General features: G+C 40.0%; 10 protein-coding genes. All 10 read right to left on the reverse strand.

The features are described from left to right. The 10 genes from pglX to gcvH all read right to left on the reverse strand — a co-directional run bounded on the left by pglX (position 1) and on the right by gcvH (position 15494). The gene (gene pglX, locus HCZ11_RS07645; protein WP_167658109.1) at positions 1-3549 is read right to left on the reverse strand and encodes a BREX-1 system adenine-specific DNA-methyltransferase PglX; all 3549 of its coding nucleotides are present in this window, start codon (positions 3547-3549) and stop codon (positions 1-3) included. A gap of 13 nt (positions 3550-3562) precedes the next feature. Beyond that, positions 3563-4090 (reverse strand): hypothetical protein, encoded by a 528-nt coding sequence (locus HCZ11_RS07650; RefSeq protein ID WP_167658110.1) that lies wholly within the window; start codon positions 4088-4090, stop codon positions 3563-3565. Continuing rightward, entirely contained in the window at positions 4087-5205 is a 1119-nt protein-coding gene (locus HCZ11_RS07655; protein WP_167658111.1) for an ATP/GTP-binding protein, read from the reverse strand. Before HCZ11_RS07655 ends, HCZ11_RS07650 begins: the two co-directional genes overlap by 4 nt. Continuing rightward, positions 5202-8768: a BREX system P-loop protein BrxC gene (gene brxC, locus HCZ11_RS07660; protein ID WP_167658112.1), complete on the reverse strand. Its 3567-nt coding sequence runs from the start codon at positions 8766-8768 to the stop codon at positions 5202-5204. The genes HCZ11_RS07655 and brxC overlap by 4 nt, the downstream gene beginning before the upstream one ends. A 15-nt stretch (positions 8769-8783) precedes the next feature. After that, positions 8784-9407 carry a DUF1788 domain-containing protein gene (locus HCZ11_RS07665; protein WP_167658113.1) on the reverse strand — a complete coding sequence of 208 codons (624 nt, stop codon included), beginning with the start codon at positions 9405-9407 and terminating at the stop codon, positions 8784-8786. Between the two features lies 1 nt (position 9408). Continuing rightward, positions 9409-9990, reverse strand: coding sequence for a DUF1819 family protein (locus HCZ11_RS07670; RefSeq protein WP_167658114.1), 582 nt, complete (start codon positions 9988-9990; stop codon positions 9409-9411). Continuing rightward, positions 9987-10184 carry a helix-turn-helix domain-containing protein gene (locus HCZ11_RS07675; RefSeq protein WP_010607323.1) on the reverse strand — a complete coding sequence of 66 codons (198 nt, stop codon included), beginning with the start codon at positions 10182-10184 and terminating at the stop codon, positions 9987-9989. Before HCZ11_RS07675 ends, HCZ11_RS07670 begins: the two co-directional genes overlap by 4 nt. A gap of 117 nt (positions 10185-10301) precedes the next feature. Beyond that, the gene (locus HCZ11_RS07680) at positions 10302-11822 is read right to left on the reverse strand and encodes a sigma-54 dependent transcriptional regulator (protein WP_167658116.1); all 1521 of its coding nucleotides are present in this window, start codon (positions 11820-11822) and stop codon (positions 10302-10304) included. A 191-nt stretch (positions 11823-12013) separates the two neighbouring features. Further along, the gene (gcvP, locus tag HCZ11_RS07685; RefSeq protein ID WP_167658118.1) at positions 12014-14905 is read right to left on the reverse strand and encodes an aminomethyl-transferring glycine dehydrogenase; all 2892 of its coding nucleotides are present in this window, start codon (positions 14903-14905) and stop codon (positions 12014-12016) included. A gap of 199 nt (positions 14906-15104) precedes the next feature. Next, entirely contained in the window at positions 15105-15494 is a 390-nt protein-coding gene (gene gcvH / locus HCZ11_RS07690) for a glycine cleavage system protein GcvH (protein WP_054551324.1), read from the reverse strand. Positions 15495-15514: the final 20 nt, after the last annotated feature.

Raw genomic sequence — 15514 nt, forward strand, 5'->3', positions numbered from 1 at the left:
TTACGATAAACCTGTGACTTTCTTCAGTGCTTTGCCAAATAATGGATAGTTGTGCTTAACGCCATCATCTAGGTCAATTTCAATTTTTTCGCCAGCCAGTGGGTATAAAACGTCGTGCTCGTAGTCATTGATCTCTTCTAACACTTTGTTGATTTTACTAATCGCTTTAATCGCGTTGGTTTTATCTTTTTGGCTAGCAGAAGCGCTAATTTCAACTTGTTCATAGCTTTCTTTTCGCGCTTCTAATTTTGTTCTGAATTCACGTAAATAATCGTTAAGCACAATACTTACCGTATCTGGCTGATAACGATGCATATAGATCAGAGCATTGAACGAGCCTTTAGGACTAGAGAACATCCAGTAAATCGGGCGTTTTTTATAGCGTTTAACATGGTCAGCGTAGAAATCTTTTAAGAAATATTTCTTGATGTCTTTACCAATTGCATCTTCGATAAATGCTAAATTTTCAGCAAAGTTTTCTTCGCCAAAAGTCACTTTTAAAAATTCTTTAAATCGCTCAGAAATATCGTCCTCAAACCAATCACCTTCAAAGTCGATAACAGGAATCACGTTATCTTCGTCAGGCATAAAAGATGTTTCAGCTACTTTTGCATAATAATTATCTATCTGCTCACCTTGACTTGCGATTATCATACCGGGGACGGCTAAGCTGAAACGCCCAAACATGCAGCCCACAGAATAGCTAATAAACTCTGCTATGCTGTCCGCTAGTAAGCGAGTCTCGTTACTCTCATCCGTTCCCTGCGCCCCATATTGGTATGATGGATTGCAGGTAAGGGTAATCTCCTCTATTGCTACCTCTGGAGAAAGTTCTTCTTGCAAACCGTAGGCATTAATGAATAAGTGATTATTATGTTCTTCTAGAGTCTGCATTTCATTTGTCATCTTTCGCCAATATAACCTAAGGTTACAGTAACTACCCTTCAATGTTTCGTCTCGGTGATTGGCTGAAAGTAACGCGCACTCAGTAAATTCCGGGGCAATTTCAGAGCTTTTCCAGTCTTCATCTGAAATCTGAATGGCACGTTTCGCCCGCTCTTCAATCTCAGATTCGTTAATAATTACACAAGGAAATCTGGCAAAATCACCTGACAGAAAATGCAGCGTTGGATTAAGAACTTGAGAGATATAGTCGCCTACCTTAGTATTTGTAACGCTTGCTGCATACTCTAGAGATATGGAGCTATTTTTGTGTAGAAAAGCACTTTTCCCTGTATCGTCGAATAGAAAGCCTTCCGGCATTATTCTAGTCACAAGACCATCGGTAGTAATATCGGACCAAGTCAACCCCTTCTTAAAAATATACTCCAAATTAAAGTTCGTCGCCCAAATTCGGTTATCTGTAGGATGTTTTGTTGTTTGCATCTCACGCCCATCATCGAACCAGTCAACAACGAACAAATCATTGCCCGACCATTTTCGCCGTTCACCACCTTTGTTATAAGGAAACCACTTCAACCCTGAAAATTTAGCTTCTTCTCGATTTGCGAAACTTCTCCCTAATTTGTTTCTAGACACCTCCCAATGGAAGCGGACATATTTTTCATTGTTGGCTGTAACCAACCCTTTTCTTGGATCCAGAAGGGTTCCGAAAGAAGGACTATCGGAAAACCGACGTAAAGTTTCTTCTGTCAACCAATATGAAATAGGACCGGTAGGTATCCTTTCGAAATCGTTTTGGCGCCTAAAATAAAGCGCCTTGCTAACACCTTTTGACACGTCAAGAAGGACTTGGGACTTTTCTGCCTCAGAGCGACCTTCAGTAAGTCGAATAAATGCACCTATATTTGACTTTGGTTTCCGATTTCTCAATACGAAGGCTGCGGTTGAAACTACTGCACCACCAATACTATCAAATGCCCGCTCACCTAGATGTGCCAAGGAAATTATCTCCGTATCATGCAATATAGAACGTCGAAGATCTTCATAACGAGAAAGGAACATCCAGCCCTGCATCACTATTTGGGAGGCATAGCCGCTTTCCAGAACCAACTTTACGTTACGCTCTATGAAGGTTGCACCGACGTCGGGCTTTGACTTAGGATAATTTTTGCCTATGAATTTTTTTAATGAAGGGTTCATTGCAGCAGTCCCCATATACGGGGGATTTGCAACAACCACATGGTACTTCTGAGATAGGTAATCAGCTTGACCGACCAACCGTAAAACGCGCTTGTGAATTTCAGTTAAAAACAACTGTCCAGAAACATCTTTAGCTTCCAAAACTGCTCTTACATCTTCTGCATTTTTTAATGTTGGTTGAATCAACGAACCAAAGTTATCTGCTTCCTCAAATTCTTTAAGCGTTGCTCGAACATCAGCCGTAAACAACTCCTTACCTGCAAATTCGATGTACTCCTCTAGATCAGCATCATTAATTTTAACTTTTTCTAATCGGCAAATATTGGGTTTTATCGGGTTGCGGAAAAAGCGTCTTCTGTTATTACTGTCATCAAAAGGATTCCCTTTCATCGCCTTCATACTAAGGGCAAATGCAGCAAGTTCGGCAGCTCGCTCATCAATTTCGATGCCGTATAAATTCTTAGTTAAAATTAACTCTGGAATATCAGCAGGGTCGTAGTTTGCATCAAGATAAATCGCATAGAGTAAATCGTAGGCATAGGTAAGCATATGCCCTGAGCCAGCAGCGGGGTCACATATCTTAAGCTCTTCAGGTGTACTTATCTTAAGAAAATCATTTTCTTCTTCTACAGGTTTTATGTAGTAATCCATTTGCTCAATCACTTTTGAGCTTGGATTATTTAGCATCCATAAACGACCAAGCGAGTTTTCGACTAAGTACTTAACAATCCAATGCGGTGTAAATAACTGAGTGGCCGCAGGGATATTCTCAGGCGTAATCTTTTTGTTTTTCTTTAAACCCTCAAATACCTGATCTTTCTTTTCTGAAATGTAGAATTGATATAGCCAGCCAATTGATTCAACTGACTCACAATTCTCTGGAGTCATAGCCTCACGAGTGTAGGCAAGTATTGAATTACCTGATAATAAGTCTTCAGGCATAAGGAGTTCAGTGTAATCTTCGATACGCTCAAACAAATAGGGCATTAATCGATGGTAATCATTACATACACCGACAATAATTAAGCGATAGGCTTCTGCCTGCCCGTCTCGGCTTGGAATAGTCCCCGATAACAAGCCTCGGATCTTGCCACTGGTCTTAGCATCAAAAACAGACTCATCCAAATGCCCAGCTTTCGCTTCTGCTAAAATTTCAGGTTGGAACTGGCCTGCAATTGGCGATACCACCATAATACGGTTGTATTGATTGGCATCCATAAATCTAAGCGCACAAAAACGGTTAAACCATGTATATGCCACTTGTTCAATTAGAAGTTTGTCATCCCCGAACTCTTTTTGTTTAGCTTCGAGTTCTTTTACCGCATGAGGATATTCACGTCTTGCAGCACTGTCTTGTGCTAATACTAACCTTAATTTACTTTGCACTTGCTCAATCAGGCTTCTACGAGCGTATTGAGCAAATTTTTTTAATTTTGATGTGTCCATAATTCTTCTCGGATTACCCTGTTATAATGCTGACAGGCCACTTAGGAAAGTTTTGATTCCACCTTTCCACATTTAAAACTTGGCAGCTTGTCGCTAACGATTTAGTCCACCTTTGACTCTTTCTTCCAATTGGCAGCTCTTGCTTAAGCGCCTTTGTGAACTTCGAATTTAAGGCGTTATCGAATGTCATCAAGCAAATATAATGAATCGGTTTATCTGTTTTATCTTCAGCATGCCTGTACAAGTAAGAGTCTCTATATTTGTACTTCAAGTAGTTTTTGAGCCATTTAAAAGCCTTCTGCCTTTCCTTTAACGCATCTCCAGTTGAACCATCGTTAACATCATAAGCAGCAGCAAACTCATCATCGTAGTCCTTAATTTCCACATACACATATGCATCTTCAAACTCAGCGACAATGTCAACACCTTTCATTGGGACACCGTGGAATTTAGGTTTGGTGGAGTCAGCTTCATCGAATACAAAAGCCTCAATAGCGTCAGAAAATTCAAACCTAAAACCATCTGTTTCAACAGGAATCATTTCCCTAAGTTCCCCATGTCATTAATGATCTCTTGATCAATTAAATTCCCAAAAGCTTCGTCAATAACATTTGGCGATAATTCTAGATATTCCTCTGTGGTTGTCTTATCAATATTAAAACTTTCACTATTTTTATATAAAGAGTGATAAGTAATGTGATCCCCCTTATCTTCATCACTCAGTAACTCAAACCACTTCAGTAAAACATAGTCATGTGTAGCAACAATTATTTGCTGTCCATTGCGAGCTAACGCCAGCAAACAATTAACAAGCAACTTCATAAGGATGGGATTAATGTTCGACTCAGGCTCATCCCAAAGAAGTATATTTGCTTGCCCTCTAGCTAAAGCACCGACATCAATTAGTCGTTGTAATAAACCAATTTTTCGGTAACCTTCTGCTGTCATAGTTACTGATGTTTCTGTTGATTTTTCTGTCTTAAATTCAAGCTTTTTAAAATCCGCATATGCTCTTGCGCTTTGGCCCGAAGATGCATCAGGATTCTTTCTTTCAACAAATGTTCCTTTAACAAAATTGTGTTCGTTACCATTAATCTCGAATTTGCCGCCAATAGCATTAGCTAGCATAGGAATAATTTCACCTAAACGAGGATCACTATTAACAGCTTCAGTCAGTTCAACACTAGGTTCTGATAAAAGAATTCGACACAAATCTATTATTGAGTCATCAAATAAAGCATTTAAAGCTTCAGTTGTGACGCTTTCAGCTTGAATTGCAGGCAGAAGTGATAACACTTCTTTGGTTGGAATTAGTACAGGCTTTCCAGCTTTAGCAATTGAATTGTCACCTTTCACTTTTTCAGTTCTAGGACCAAATTCAGCAATAGAGAATTGCCCTGTGGAATCCTCAACTGTAATTCTAGCTTTGCCATCGCCACCACGATGATACAAACCTGATAGCTTTCCATTGTGGGGTTTAAATAAACCTAACAATTTATCAGTAACACCTGAGTCAGATGATAAGGCATAAATTGATTTCAAGATTTGCGTTTTACCGCAGCTATTCTCGCCAATGATGATATTGATACCTGACGAAAACTCTAACTCTAGCTTTTTAAAAGCTGCGAAGTTTTCGAGTGTTATTCCCTTTATCATAATTGAATGTGCTTCCCTGCTTTAATAGCTGCCAACAAAGCCTTTTTGTACTCCTCAACATACCCATCTACATCATCTTCTGTAGACAACCAAGGTTTGTTATATGCAACTCGGATTTGCTTCGCTGATACGCTCTGGATCTCAGGTTTCGCAGGCTCTTTGACACCCGGTACAACGTCAGAAGTGCCGCTATTAGGTTCACTTCCTGTTCCATCATCAGTCCCACTTGGTTCAGAAGGCTCGTTTGTTGGTTGTATGGGCTGAGACCACGCCATCATTTTTTGCACTAACTGAGAATATGTATGTTCCTCGAAGCGACGAGCATCGTCACGGATCATGGCGATTAAAGACTGCTGTTTTACCTTATCTATAATACGTTCAAACTCAGCTAATAATTGCTGCTGTTGACCACTATCCAAGTTTATAAATTCATTAAAGCCTTGTAATTGTGACTTCTTCAAATCAATTTGTTCTAACGCTTGGTTTCTTTCTTCTTCAACCTTTTTGGTGATCTTGCTTGCAAGCAGTTCAGAATCAGCTTTCAACTGCTGAATGGCACTTCCTTTGTATATGGTAGCGTTGACTAATGCATCTTTAATCTTTTGAAGCTCATCGCCTTCTACATATTCACTATTGGCTGACTGCTCTGTGATTAGCTTTCTTGCGTTATCATAAGTTGCTTTTTGAGGGCCATTCATGAATTTAGTCATAGGTTCGATGGTTTTATCTTTATAGTCGAACCAAGTATCTTCTTGTTGAGCCAACTCGGTCATAAACCATGTATAAGGCTTTGACTTTAGCTCACCTAATTTTTCTATGATTTCTGTAAGTGCTCTTAAAAATGGGTACTGTGCTGCTTGCGCTTGCATTTTATCGAGCGTTATAGCTTGCTCTGAAAACGACTCTTGCACTTCTTTGGCTATCGCTTTCGCCTCGGTAGCAAGGAGTGGTTTATCAAAGTAATCTTGAGAGAAGTCTCTAACCGCTCTGATTTGCGATGGCGTGAACTCCACTTGCGGATCGAGTATAAGATTGGCATGCAAAGCCATATTTCTTAGAGCGCGAACAAGCTCACCATCATCTAATAAATTAGTTGATTCACGAACTTCAACTTTACCTCTAGCACACAAGTGAGCAAGATTGCATAGGATCGCAGCATATGACCAACCATAAGTTTTGCGTTCAAACTTGTCGATTAATGACTTAACCGTTGTTCTTACACCGCCTCGACTATTACTTTGTATAAACGAAAACATTTCTTGCTGAGCTTCAGGTAGTTGAGTGTCGTCACCAAATAGTCCCTGATCTGCTTTTTTAATAATGTCAGCGATATCGTTTTCATTAAATTGTATGTCTCGCAGCATTTTTAAATTTGGGTATGTGTGTTTTATTAACTCTCCAAATGCTTTCAACATTTTGTTCTGGCCGTCTTCTCCAGACAATTCAACTTCTTTACCCGCAACATAATACTTTGCTGAACCAACTAATTTTGATGTTAATGCTTTAAGTTGGTTATAACGCTCAACATTTTGAATGCCTTTTTCAGTTAAAATGCGTTTAGTTGTATCTTGCTGTGTCGCTTTAGTTTCATGGGCTACGTATTTTTCAGTCTGTTTATACAAAACCAGATCACTAACAAGTCTTGCGCTTTCTGGAAGTACAATTCTTAACTCATCATTGAATAAGGTATCTGACTTATGCTTCTCAAATGCATCTCTATGATCGTGGAAAGACGTGATCACGTTGATAGCCAACTCACTTTCACGACCAGATAGCTTGTCATCTAGTTTGCGACTGAAAGGGTAATCTTGTTTATTCTCTTCCCAGCGAATTTTTCGTGTTTTTAACACACCATCGTAAATTAGTTTTTCTAACTCAGCGGCAACAACATCTGAATCGATTTCCGTATTCTTTATTTCTTTTTCGATGTCTTGTTCTTCGTCTGTTAAATACTCAAACAAATCACCGTTACGTTGAATGTAAGTTTCTTTTTCAAGTAGGTTTAGAGCTTCTTCTACTTTAAGTTTTAACGAAGGTATATCACGTGAGAAGCTATCATGCATTAAGACACATAAGTTTCTAATGGTTGGTTTAAACTCTTTAACGTACTTAACCAAAAACAGTGCTTTTAATAATCTGACGGCAAAATCACTGTCTAAATTGTTTTCAGCTCTTAATATTGATTGCTGGTTCGCCGTTTTTAAAGCTGTTCTGATCCCCTCAAACATCAGGTCAAATGTAGCTAATTCCCCAAGGCTATGATCTTTTATCGCAATCGCTACCTCTTGGAATACACCAAGCATAGAACGCTCACCGACTGAGCTATGTTTACCCTCGAAAGCACTGTGCGTAGATAGATTTTGAATCGCAGATTGAAATAAGCCAAATTGGTATGGGATAAAAGGATAGCTTTGTAAAAAGTGCTCCCTATCACGAAAGTTTCTATATGATTGGGAACCATCAGCAAAATCGAATAACGTTTTGAAATTATTTTCCTGCTCATGGTAAAGATCAGAAAGCGCTGGAATAAATTCATCTTTCTTTTCAAGTAATCTGCGCTGAATAACTTCGGCGACATCTTGGCTAGTAAGCTTCATGCGGTTTTTGAATCTAGCTTGGATCTTTGTGAAATCGTTCTCACTATTCTGTTCAACTTCACCGATGACTTTTGACATGTCTTCTTGTGCAGTAACAATGACCCACGCTTGACCTTTACATTTAGTCGCTAAGCTTTCTGCTACCGTTTGTAGATTGGTCATTAACTTGGTATTGCCAGCAATATATTGACCTACTTCATCCACAAAAAAGTTTAACCTGAAGCCTTCTTCTTGTTTTTCTATATAACTTTGAACCTGCTCAGCAAAGTCTTCAATTGAGAGTCTGTAATCATCGCGGTATTTATCTAAAATTCCCGTTACTGACTGGCCTGACACTTGGTTATATGCTTTATCTACCGCATCAGCCATTCGTTTAGCTCTAGCTCGGCCTTTTTCCCACTCCATACCACTAGTAGATTTAAAGATCGCTTTAAAGTCTTCTAATAAGCCATCATCTTTTAGTTCTCTTTCGAATTGGGCGATGTAGGCTTGTTTTCCATAGAAGCCGCAATGTTCGTCAAAAACCTTCACGAATACAGCAATTAACGCGTCCAACTCGGTTTTACTAATAACATCCGCTTTCTGGTCAATGTTAAAAAGGATACTTTCTGAAGGGATAGCAACGGCACGTTTAAGGTCACTCGCAAAAATTCCCCCTTCATTCAAGGGGCGCTTTTCTAAAAAGATTTCTAGCGGAGTAATGCCTTCAATTGGATTGTTTTCCAATAATAACGCTAGCATTTTTAAAAGGTGAGATTTACCTGAACCGAAAAAGCCTGAAACCCAAACACCATTAGCGCCATTGTAATTAAGATAAGCGTCCAGAAATATGTCGAGTCGTTTTGCAACTTCATCCGTAATAACGTACTCATCTAGCTCTAGATATAACGCAACATCGTCATCGGCTTTGATAACACCTTCAATTGGCCTATCGACTTTCTTAGCGAATAATTCAGATAATTTCATAATGCAGCTTAATCCTTATATAGCGCGATCTAAAATGTTAAATGCTCTGTAGTATTTGTCGTCTTCTAATGTGCCAAATAATATTAGCGACGTGCCTTTTTCTACTGAGTGTTTGTATTGACCGGGGTAAAACATGAGAGTTGGTTTATCTTTGGCTTTTATTTGTAAGTTCTCTAACAGATTGCTTGATCTGATATATGGGTAGACTTCACCAACACCCGTAATAATTAATATGTCAAAATCAACTTCGGACATTTTTTTAACAATTGCAGGAATTAATACCGTTTTGGTATCAACGATCCCCTGTATCTCTTCTTTTAATTCTTGTTTGGACATGGTCGACTCATTTTCAAGTAACCATTCCCAATCGCCTTCTTCTTTTAATATTTCTACAACAATGTCGTATAAATTGACTTCCAGTGTCTTTACCTGAGCATCAGTTAGGTAGTTTCTAACTTGCTTCACTAGCAAATTAACTTGGCTTTGTAATGACGGTTCAAAAGGACAAATGTGAAAAGGAATATCACCATTCAGACCTTCCATATTTGTGAATGCCTGACTAGAGAGAACATCAGTTAAGTGAGTGTATGCTTCGTTAAAATTCAATTTGGTTAGCACACTATTAAACTTCCCTGCCATATTAAACGTACTCTCCCGGAAATAGCCTTAAATCATCGATATTGTTTTGTGAGATCAACTCTCTCAACTTTGGAGATAGCTGCTGATTTAATATTTCTTTTTCTTTTGTGATCAATCCACACTCAACCAGCATTTTGAACATGATTTGTTGTGATTTATAACGAGATTTTTGCGTTATATTATCAAGGTTACTGTGCCATTCTGCCTTCGCATTAAGAAAAGCATCATAGTCTTCGGAATAAAGCTGATAACGGCTTCTGTCATAGTATTCAGACAATACTTCAACCGCGAACTGATAAGTAAATGGGTATTGTCGGCAAATGGCGAGCCACACTAAATGCTTAACGTCAGCATCAGACTCAATCATCAACGCCAATTCTTCGTCAGTAAGGTTCTTTAACCTCTTTGAAACTTCACCATAAATTGTTTTTAAGGTGCTGTCGGTTCGTGACTGAAGAAGGTTGTTGCTAATCACTTCATCACGAACTTGAGTCCAATCTTTAAATTTATTGTACTCTTCAGCAATAATTAGATTTTCGTGGATCATTGCAGGACGTAGTGTTAGAGATAGCTTATCGCTCATCTACTATCTCCTTCAGAAGACTCTGAGGCACTTCCACTTCTTACCCACTCGTCTACTTCATTTGCTTTGAATTTCCAAAATCGTCCAATTCGGTGTGCTGGCAATCCTTTTTTTTCACGCCAAGCGTAAACTGTGTCTTTGCTAACACCCAAGTGAGTTGCTATTTCCTCAACTGAAAGCCATCTTTCGGTCATTATTTAAGCCATATTTAAATTAGATTTTCGCTAATCCTAATATCGCACGTAACCTGTTAACTGTAAACATGGTTTAAACCGATTTAGTATGATTTGATAGGATTTAGAAAGACTTTATTAATTCTTATTTTGCTTCTTTTTTGGGAGTTCTATCTTTAACTTGTTCAATAATGTATCTAAGTTTTGATGAACACCAAGTCCTAACATTTTTGCAGTTTTAACCTTGGCATTTCCTGTAGCCTTTAATGCAGCAGTTACATACGCTCTCTCGATGTCCTCTTTGATTTTGTTAAGATCAACAACATCGCCTAGCGCTAGATGTACATCTAAATTGTTATCTTTCTTTGCTCTTTGTATTAAAGAACCAATAATATCCTGCTCTGTAATTTCAACGTTATTTGATAAAAGAAGTGCTCGATTCAGTGTACTCCAAAGCTCTCTTACATTTCCTCGCCATGGTTGTGCTCGAATAAACTGCATCGCTTTAGCTGAAATGCGTTTATTTTTGTAATTCTTATATTTACTCGCTGTTGAATTAATTTCGTTTACAAGGGATTCAGTTAGTGGCTCTATGTCTTCCATTCTATCTCTTAAAGCAGGGATTTCTATGACTCCTACTGCTAAGCGATAAAATAAATCTTCCCTAAACTTTCCATTCGCAACCATTTCAGATAGATCGCGATGAGTTGCTGCTATAACTCTAACATCAACGTTTATTGATTTGTCATCACCGACACGTGTTACTTCACCTTGTTGCAGTGCCCTTAACAACTTTACTTGAGCATCTGGTGTCAGCTCACCGACTTCATCTAAAAATAAAGTGCCACCATCTGCCTGTTCAAATAAACCTGAGTGGTCTTTTACAGCGCCAGTAAACGCACCTTTAACATGCCCAAAAAGTATAGAATCGACTAAATTTTCAGGTAGAGCGCCACAGTTAATCGTTTTTATTGGTTGAGAAGCTCGATTGCTAGCTTTATGAATCGCATTGGATATAACTTCTTTACCAGTGCCTGTCTCACCAAGAACCAATACAGGCAAGTCCAATTCAGCTAATTTTTCAGCCTTTTCAATAACCGATTTCATTTGGCTAGATATCGAAGTGATATCTTTAAATGCTTTGCTTTGGACAGGTAAAGTAGATGCTCTTGATGAAATTGACCTTGCAACGGAAGCGTCATATTCAGCAACAAAGTTAAAAGGAATGTCGTCTATAAAAATTTCACCACCTTCTTTTGATTGACAAAAGTTAGTGTTGTTTTTTCCTTTCCCTAGGATAACGCTTACAGCCGACATAGCAGGAGTACCAGATGATAAATTTATAAATAAACTTTCACTTTCTGCTGAAAGTTTATTTATCCACTTTTGTGATACATCAGAAATTGATTTATAGTCAATTGGGCTAGAAATTCTTACTCTATTAATAGACACGTCTTCATATGGACGATGTGCTATTGCTAATTTCTTCTTGAGCCAGTTTTCATAATCGGCCCAACTCTCATCCCAAGAATTGGCAATGATTACAATTTTATCAAACGGCTGTGCCATTTTGAGAGCTATAACAGAAATAGGACCACTAACATCCTTTTTCATGTTGCTGATATCAGTTTTACCCAACCACGAGTATAGAATATTCACTGCTTACACTTTTACTTGATTATTATGTAAATAATCTTACATGTTCTATTATTTTTTTACATAAAAAAGGTGAGCTAATTTGCTCACCTTTTCAAGAGTTATAGTTTGGGAAAAGAATTCCCAATCTTTAATAACTTTCCCAATCTATAATTATCATTCCCAAACTATAATAACTCTGATCAAATTAAACCTTAGTCACGGTAAGTCTCAACCGCTGGGCATGAACAAACTAGGTTACGGTCGCCGTATACGTCATCGATACGGGTTACTGTAGGCCAGAATTTGTCTTTTGCTACGCTTGGTACAGGGAATGCTGCGTAGAAACGGTCGTATGCACGGTCCCACTCATTGCCTAGTACGTCTGCTTGTGTGTGCGGTGCAAACACTAGCGGGTTGTTTTCAATTGACCATTCGCCAGATGCGATACGGTCGATCTCTGACTTGATTGACACCATTGCTTCGATGAAACGGTCGATCTCAACTTTAGACTCAGACTCAGTTGGCTCAATCATTAGTGTGCCCGCTACTGGGAATGACATAGTTGGTGAATGGAAGCCGTAGTCTTGTAGACGTTTAGCTACGTCCATTTCAGTGATGCCTGTTTGCTCTTTAAGTGGGCGTAGGTCAACAATACACTCGTGCGCAACGCGGTTGTTACGGCCACGGTATAAAATTGGGTAGTGCTCGCTTAGCTTCTCAGATAAGTAGTTAGCGTTCACGATAGCCATTTCTGTTGCTTGTTTTAAGCCTTCAGAGCCCATCATAGCAATGTATGCCCACGAGATTGGTAGAATAGCTGCTGAGCCGTAAGGGGCAGCAGAAACCGCGCCGTTACCGATGTTTGTGCCAGCAACATTAATTACGCTGTGGTTAGGCATAAATGGCGCTAGGTGAGATTTAACACCGATAGGGCCAACACCTGGACCACCACCACCGTGTGGAATACAGAATGTTTTGTGTAGGTTAAGGTGCGATACGTCAGAACCGATTGAACCTGGGCTTGTAACACCAACTTGCGCGTTCATGTTTGCGCCGTCCATGTACACTTGACCGCCGTGCTGGTGCACGATGTCACAGATTTCACGAATTGTTTCTTCGTAAACACCGTGTGTAGATGGGTAAGTAATCATGATACAAGATAAGTTTTCAGATACCTCTTCGGCTTTCGCTTTAAGGTCTGCCATATCAACGTTACCGTTTTTATCACAGTCAACAACCACGATTTTCATGCTTGCCATTTGTGCAGACGCTGGGTTTGTACCGTGCGCTGAACTTGGGATCAAACATACGTTACGGTGACCTTCACCGCGTGACTCGTGGTATTTACGAATTGCGATTAAGCCTGCATATTCACCTTGTGCACCTGAGTTAGGTTGTAGTGAAACTGCATCGTAACCTGTGATGTTTACTAACCAATCATGTAGCTCAGTCATCATGATTTGGTAACCCGCTGCCTGATCAAGTGGGCAGAATGGGTGTAAGTTTGCAAACTCAGGCCAAGTGATAGGGATCATCTCAGCTGTCGCATTAAGTTTCATGGTACATGAACCTAATGAGATCATTGAGTGGTTAAGCGCTAAGTCTTTGTTCTCTAGGCGCTTGATGTAACGCAACATTTCAGTCTCGCTGTGGTACGAGTTGAAGTTAGGGTGCGTTAAAATTTCGTCATCGCGTACTAGGCTTGCAGGAATAGAGTTGCTGCCGTTTACTTCGATTTCGTTCGCCAGTGCGTCGACGCTTAGGCCGTGACCTTCACCTAAGATGATGTCGAATAGCTCTGCTACGTCTGCACGAGTTGTTGTTTCTGATACAGAAATTGAGTATTCACCTGCACGGTTAGACGCAAAGTTAACGCCGTTTGCTACTGCTCGTGCAACGATTTCGTCTTTGTTATCTGCAACAACAGTCAGTGTATCGAACCATGTGTCGTGCTTAAGGTTTACGCCTTTCGCTTTTAAGCCTGCAGCTAAGATGTCTGCAAAACGGTGAATACGCTCAGCAATCGTTTTCAGGCCTTGTGGGCCGTGATAAACCGCGTAGAACGCTGCCATGTTCGCTAGTAATACTTGCGCTGTACAGATGTTCGAGTTGGCTTTTTCACGACGAATGTGTTGTTCACGTGTTTGCATTGCCATACGTAGTGCGTCGTTACCTAAACGGTCTTTAGAAACACCGATAATACGACCTGGTAGTGAACGCTTGTACTTGTCGCGTGTTGCGAAGAATGCAGCGTGTGGACCACCGTAACCCATAGGTACACCAAAACGCTGTGCTGAACCAAGTACTACGTCTGCACCTAGTTTACCTGGTGCTTTAAGCATTAATAAACTCATGATGTCTGCAGCAACACAGGCAATCGCTTTTTTGTCTTGTACTTGTGCGATTAGGTCAGTTACGTCAGTGATTTCACCGGTTGTTGATGGGTATTGGAATAATGCACCAAAAATCTCATGATTAGCCGCTTCGCTTGCAGGACCAACAACCACTTCAAAACCAAACTGGTCTGCACGTGTAGCAACAACGTCGATTGTTTGTGTATGTACGTCATCAGCAATGAAGAAGATGTTAGCTTTTTTAGCTTTAGCAACACGCTTTGCAAGACCCATTGCTTCTGCAGCAGCCGTTGACTCGTCAAGTAATGACGCGCTTGCTAAATCAAGACCAGTTAGGTCTAGGGTCATAGTCTGGAAGTTTAATAATGATTCTAAACGACCTTGTGCAATCTCTGGTTGGTATGGTGTATACGCAGTGTACCAGCCTGGGTTCTCAAGTACGTTACGTAAAATTACGTGTGGCACGTGAGTTGGGTGGTAGCCTTGACCGATGTATGATTTGAACACTTTATTTTTGCTTGCTACTGATTTTAAGTAGCTTAGTGTTTCAACTTCAGTGCGGCTTTCGCCAATTGATAAACCTTGCTCTAAGCGAATGCTTGCAGGTACCGTTTGACCGATCAGCTCTTCAACACTCGATACTCCAAGAGCGCTCAGCATGTCGCTTACTTGCGCTGGGCTTGGCCCAATGTGACGGCGAATAAAATCTTGCTTTTGCTCTAATTGTTCAAGAGATTTGGCGTTTGACATTTGTCCAGATTCCTATGATCCAAAAAAAAGTGGTTACTGCCAATGGGTAACTGGCAATAACTTAAAAACAGGTTGATTCAGTAACTTACAGCGTATGGAAAAGTAAGCTATAAAATCATAAAAGCCCCAGTGAAACCCAAGCTACGCATTTAATTAGCTGGGGATCTAGACGGGGCTTTTAGTCGGCGTGACTAATTAATTAGTCTTCGTCGATTGTGTTAGCGTAGCCTTCAGCGTCTAACAGGTTATCAAGCTCTGATGTGTCAGATGCTTTGATACGGAATAACCAACCGTCAGTGTACGGGTCGTTATTTACTGTTTCAGGCGAATCTTCAAGCTCTTCGTTGATTGCAACGATTTCACCGCCGATTGGTGCGTAGATGTCTGATGCTGCTTTTACAGACTCAGCTACTGCGCAGTCTTCACCCGCGTCAACTTCATCACCAACTTCTGGTAATTCAACGAATACCATGTCGCCAAGAAGTTCTTGTGCGTGCTCAGTGATACCTACAGTAAACGTACCGTCACCTTCGTCGCGAACCCACTCGTGTGAAGTAGCATATTTTAATTCGCTTGGGATATTGCTCATCTTTTTGTTCCTTTGGTTTA

It is taken from the genome of Pseudoalteromonas sp. HF66 (assembly GCF_011806445.1).
In the GTDB taxonomy this organism is placed as follows: Bacteria; Pseudomonadota; Gammaproteobacteria; order Enterobacterales; family Alteromonadaceae; genus Pseudoalteromonas; species Pseudoalteromonas apostichopi.

What these genes read in the sequence shown, in the direction of transcription:
- pglX (WP_167658109.1), bottom strand. Translation starts at nt 3,549, where the DNA reads ATGGACACATCAAAATTAAAAAAATTTGCTCAATACGCTCGTAGAAGC.
- HCZ11_RS07650 (WP_167658110.1), bottom strand. Translation starts at nt 4,090, where the DNA reads ATGATTCCTGTTGAAACAGATGGTTTTAGGTTTGAATTTTCTGACGCT.
- HCZ11_RS07655 (WP_167658111.1), bottom strand. Translation starts at nt 5,205, where the DNA reads ATGATAAAGGGAATAACACTCGAAAACTTCGCAGCTTTTAAAAAGCTA.
- brxC (WP_167658112.1), bottom strand. Translation starts at nt 8,768, where the DNA reads ATGAAATTATCTGAATTATTCGCTAAGAAAGTCGATAGGCCAATTGAA.
- HCZ11_RS07665 (WP_167658113.1), bottom strand. Translation starts at nt 9,407, where the DNA reads ATGGCAGGGAAGTTTAATAGTGTGCTAACCAAATTGAATTTTAACGAA.
- HCZ11_RS07670 (WP_167658114.1), bottom strand. Translation starts at nt 9,990, where the DNA reads ATGAGCGATAAGCTATCTCTAACACTACGTCCTGCAATGATCCACGAA.
- HCZ11_RS07675 (WP_010607323.1), bottom strand. Translation starts at nt 10,184, where the DNA reads ATGACCGAAAGATGGCTTTCAGTTGAGGAAATAGCAACTCACTTGGGT.
- gcvP (WP_167658118.1), bottom strand. Translation starts at nt 14,905, where the DNA reads ATGTCAAACGCCAAATCTCTTGAACAATTAGAGCAAAAGCAAGATTTT.
- gcvH (WP_054551324.1), bottom strand. Translation starts at nt 15,494, where the DNA reads ATGAGCAATATCCCAAGCGAATTAAAATATGCTACTTCACACGAGTGG.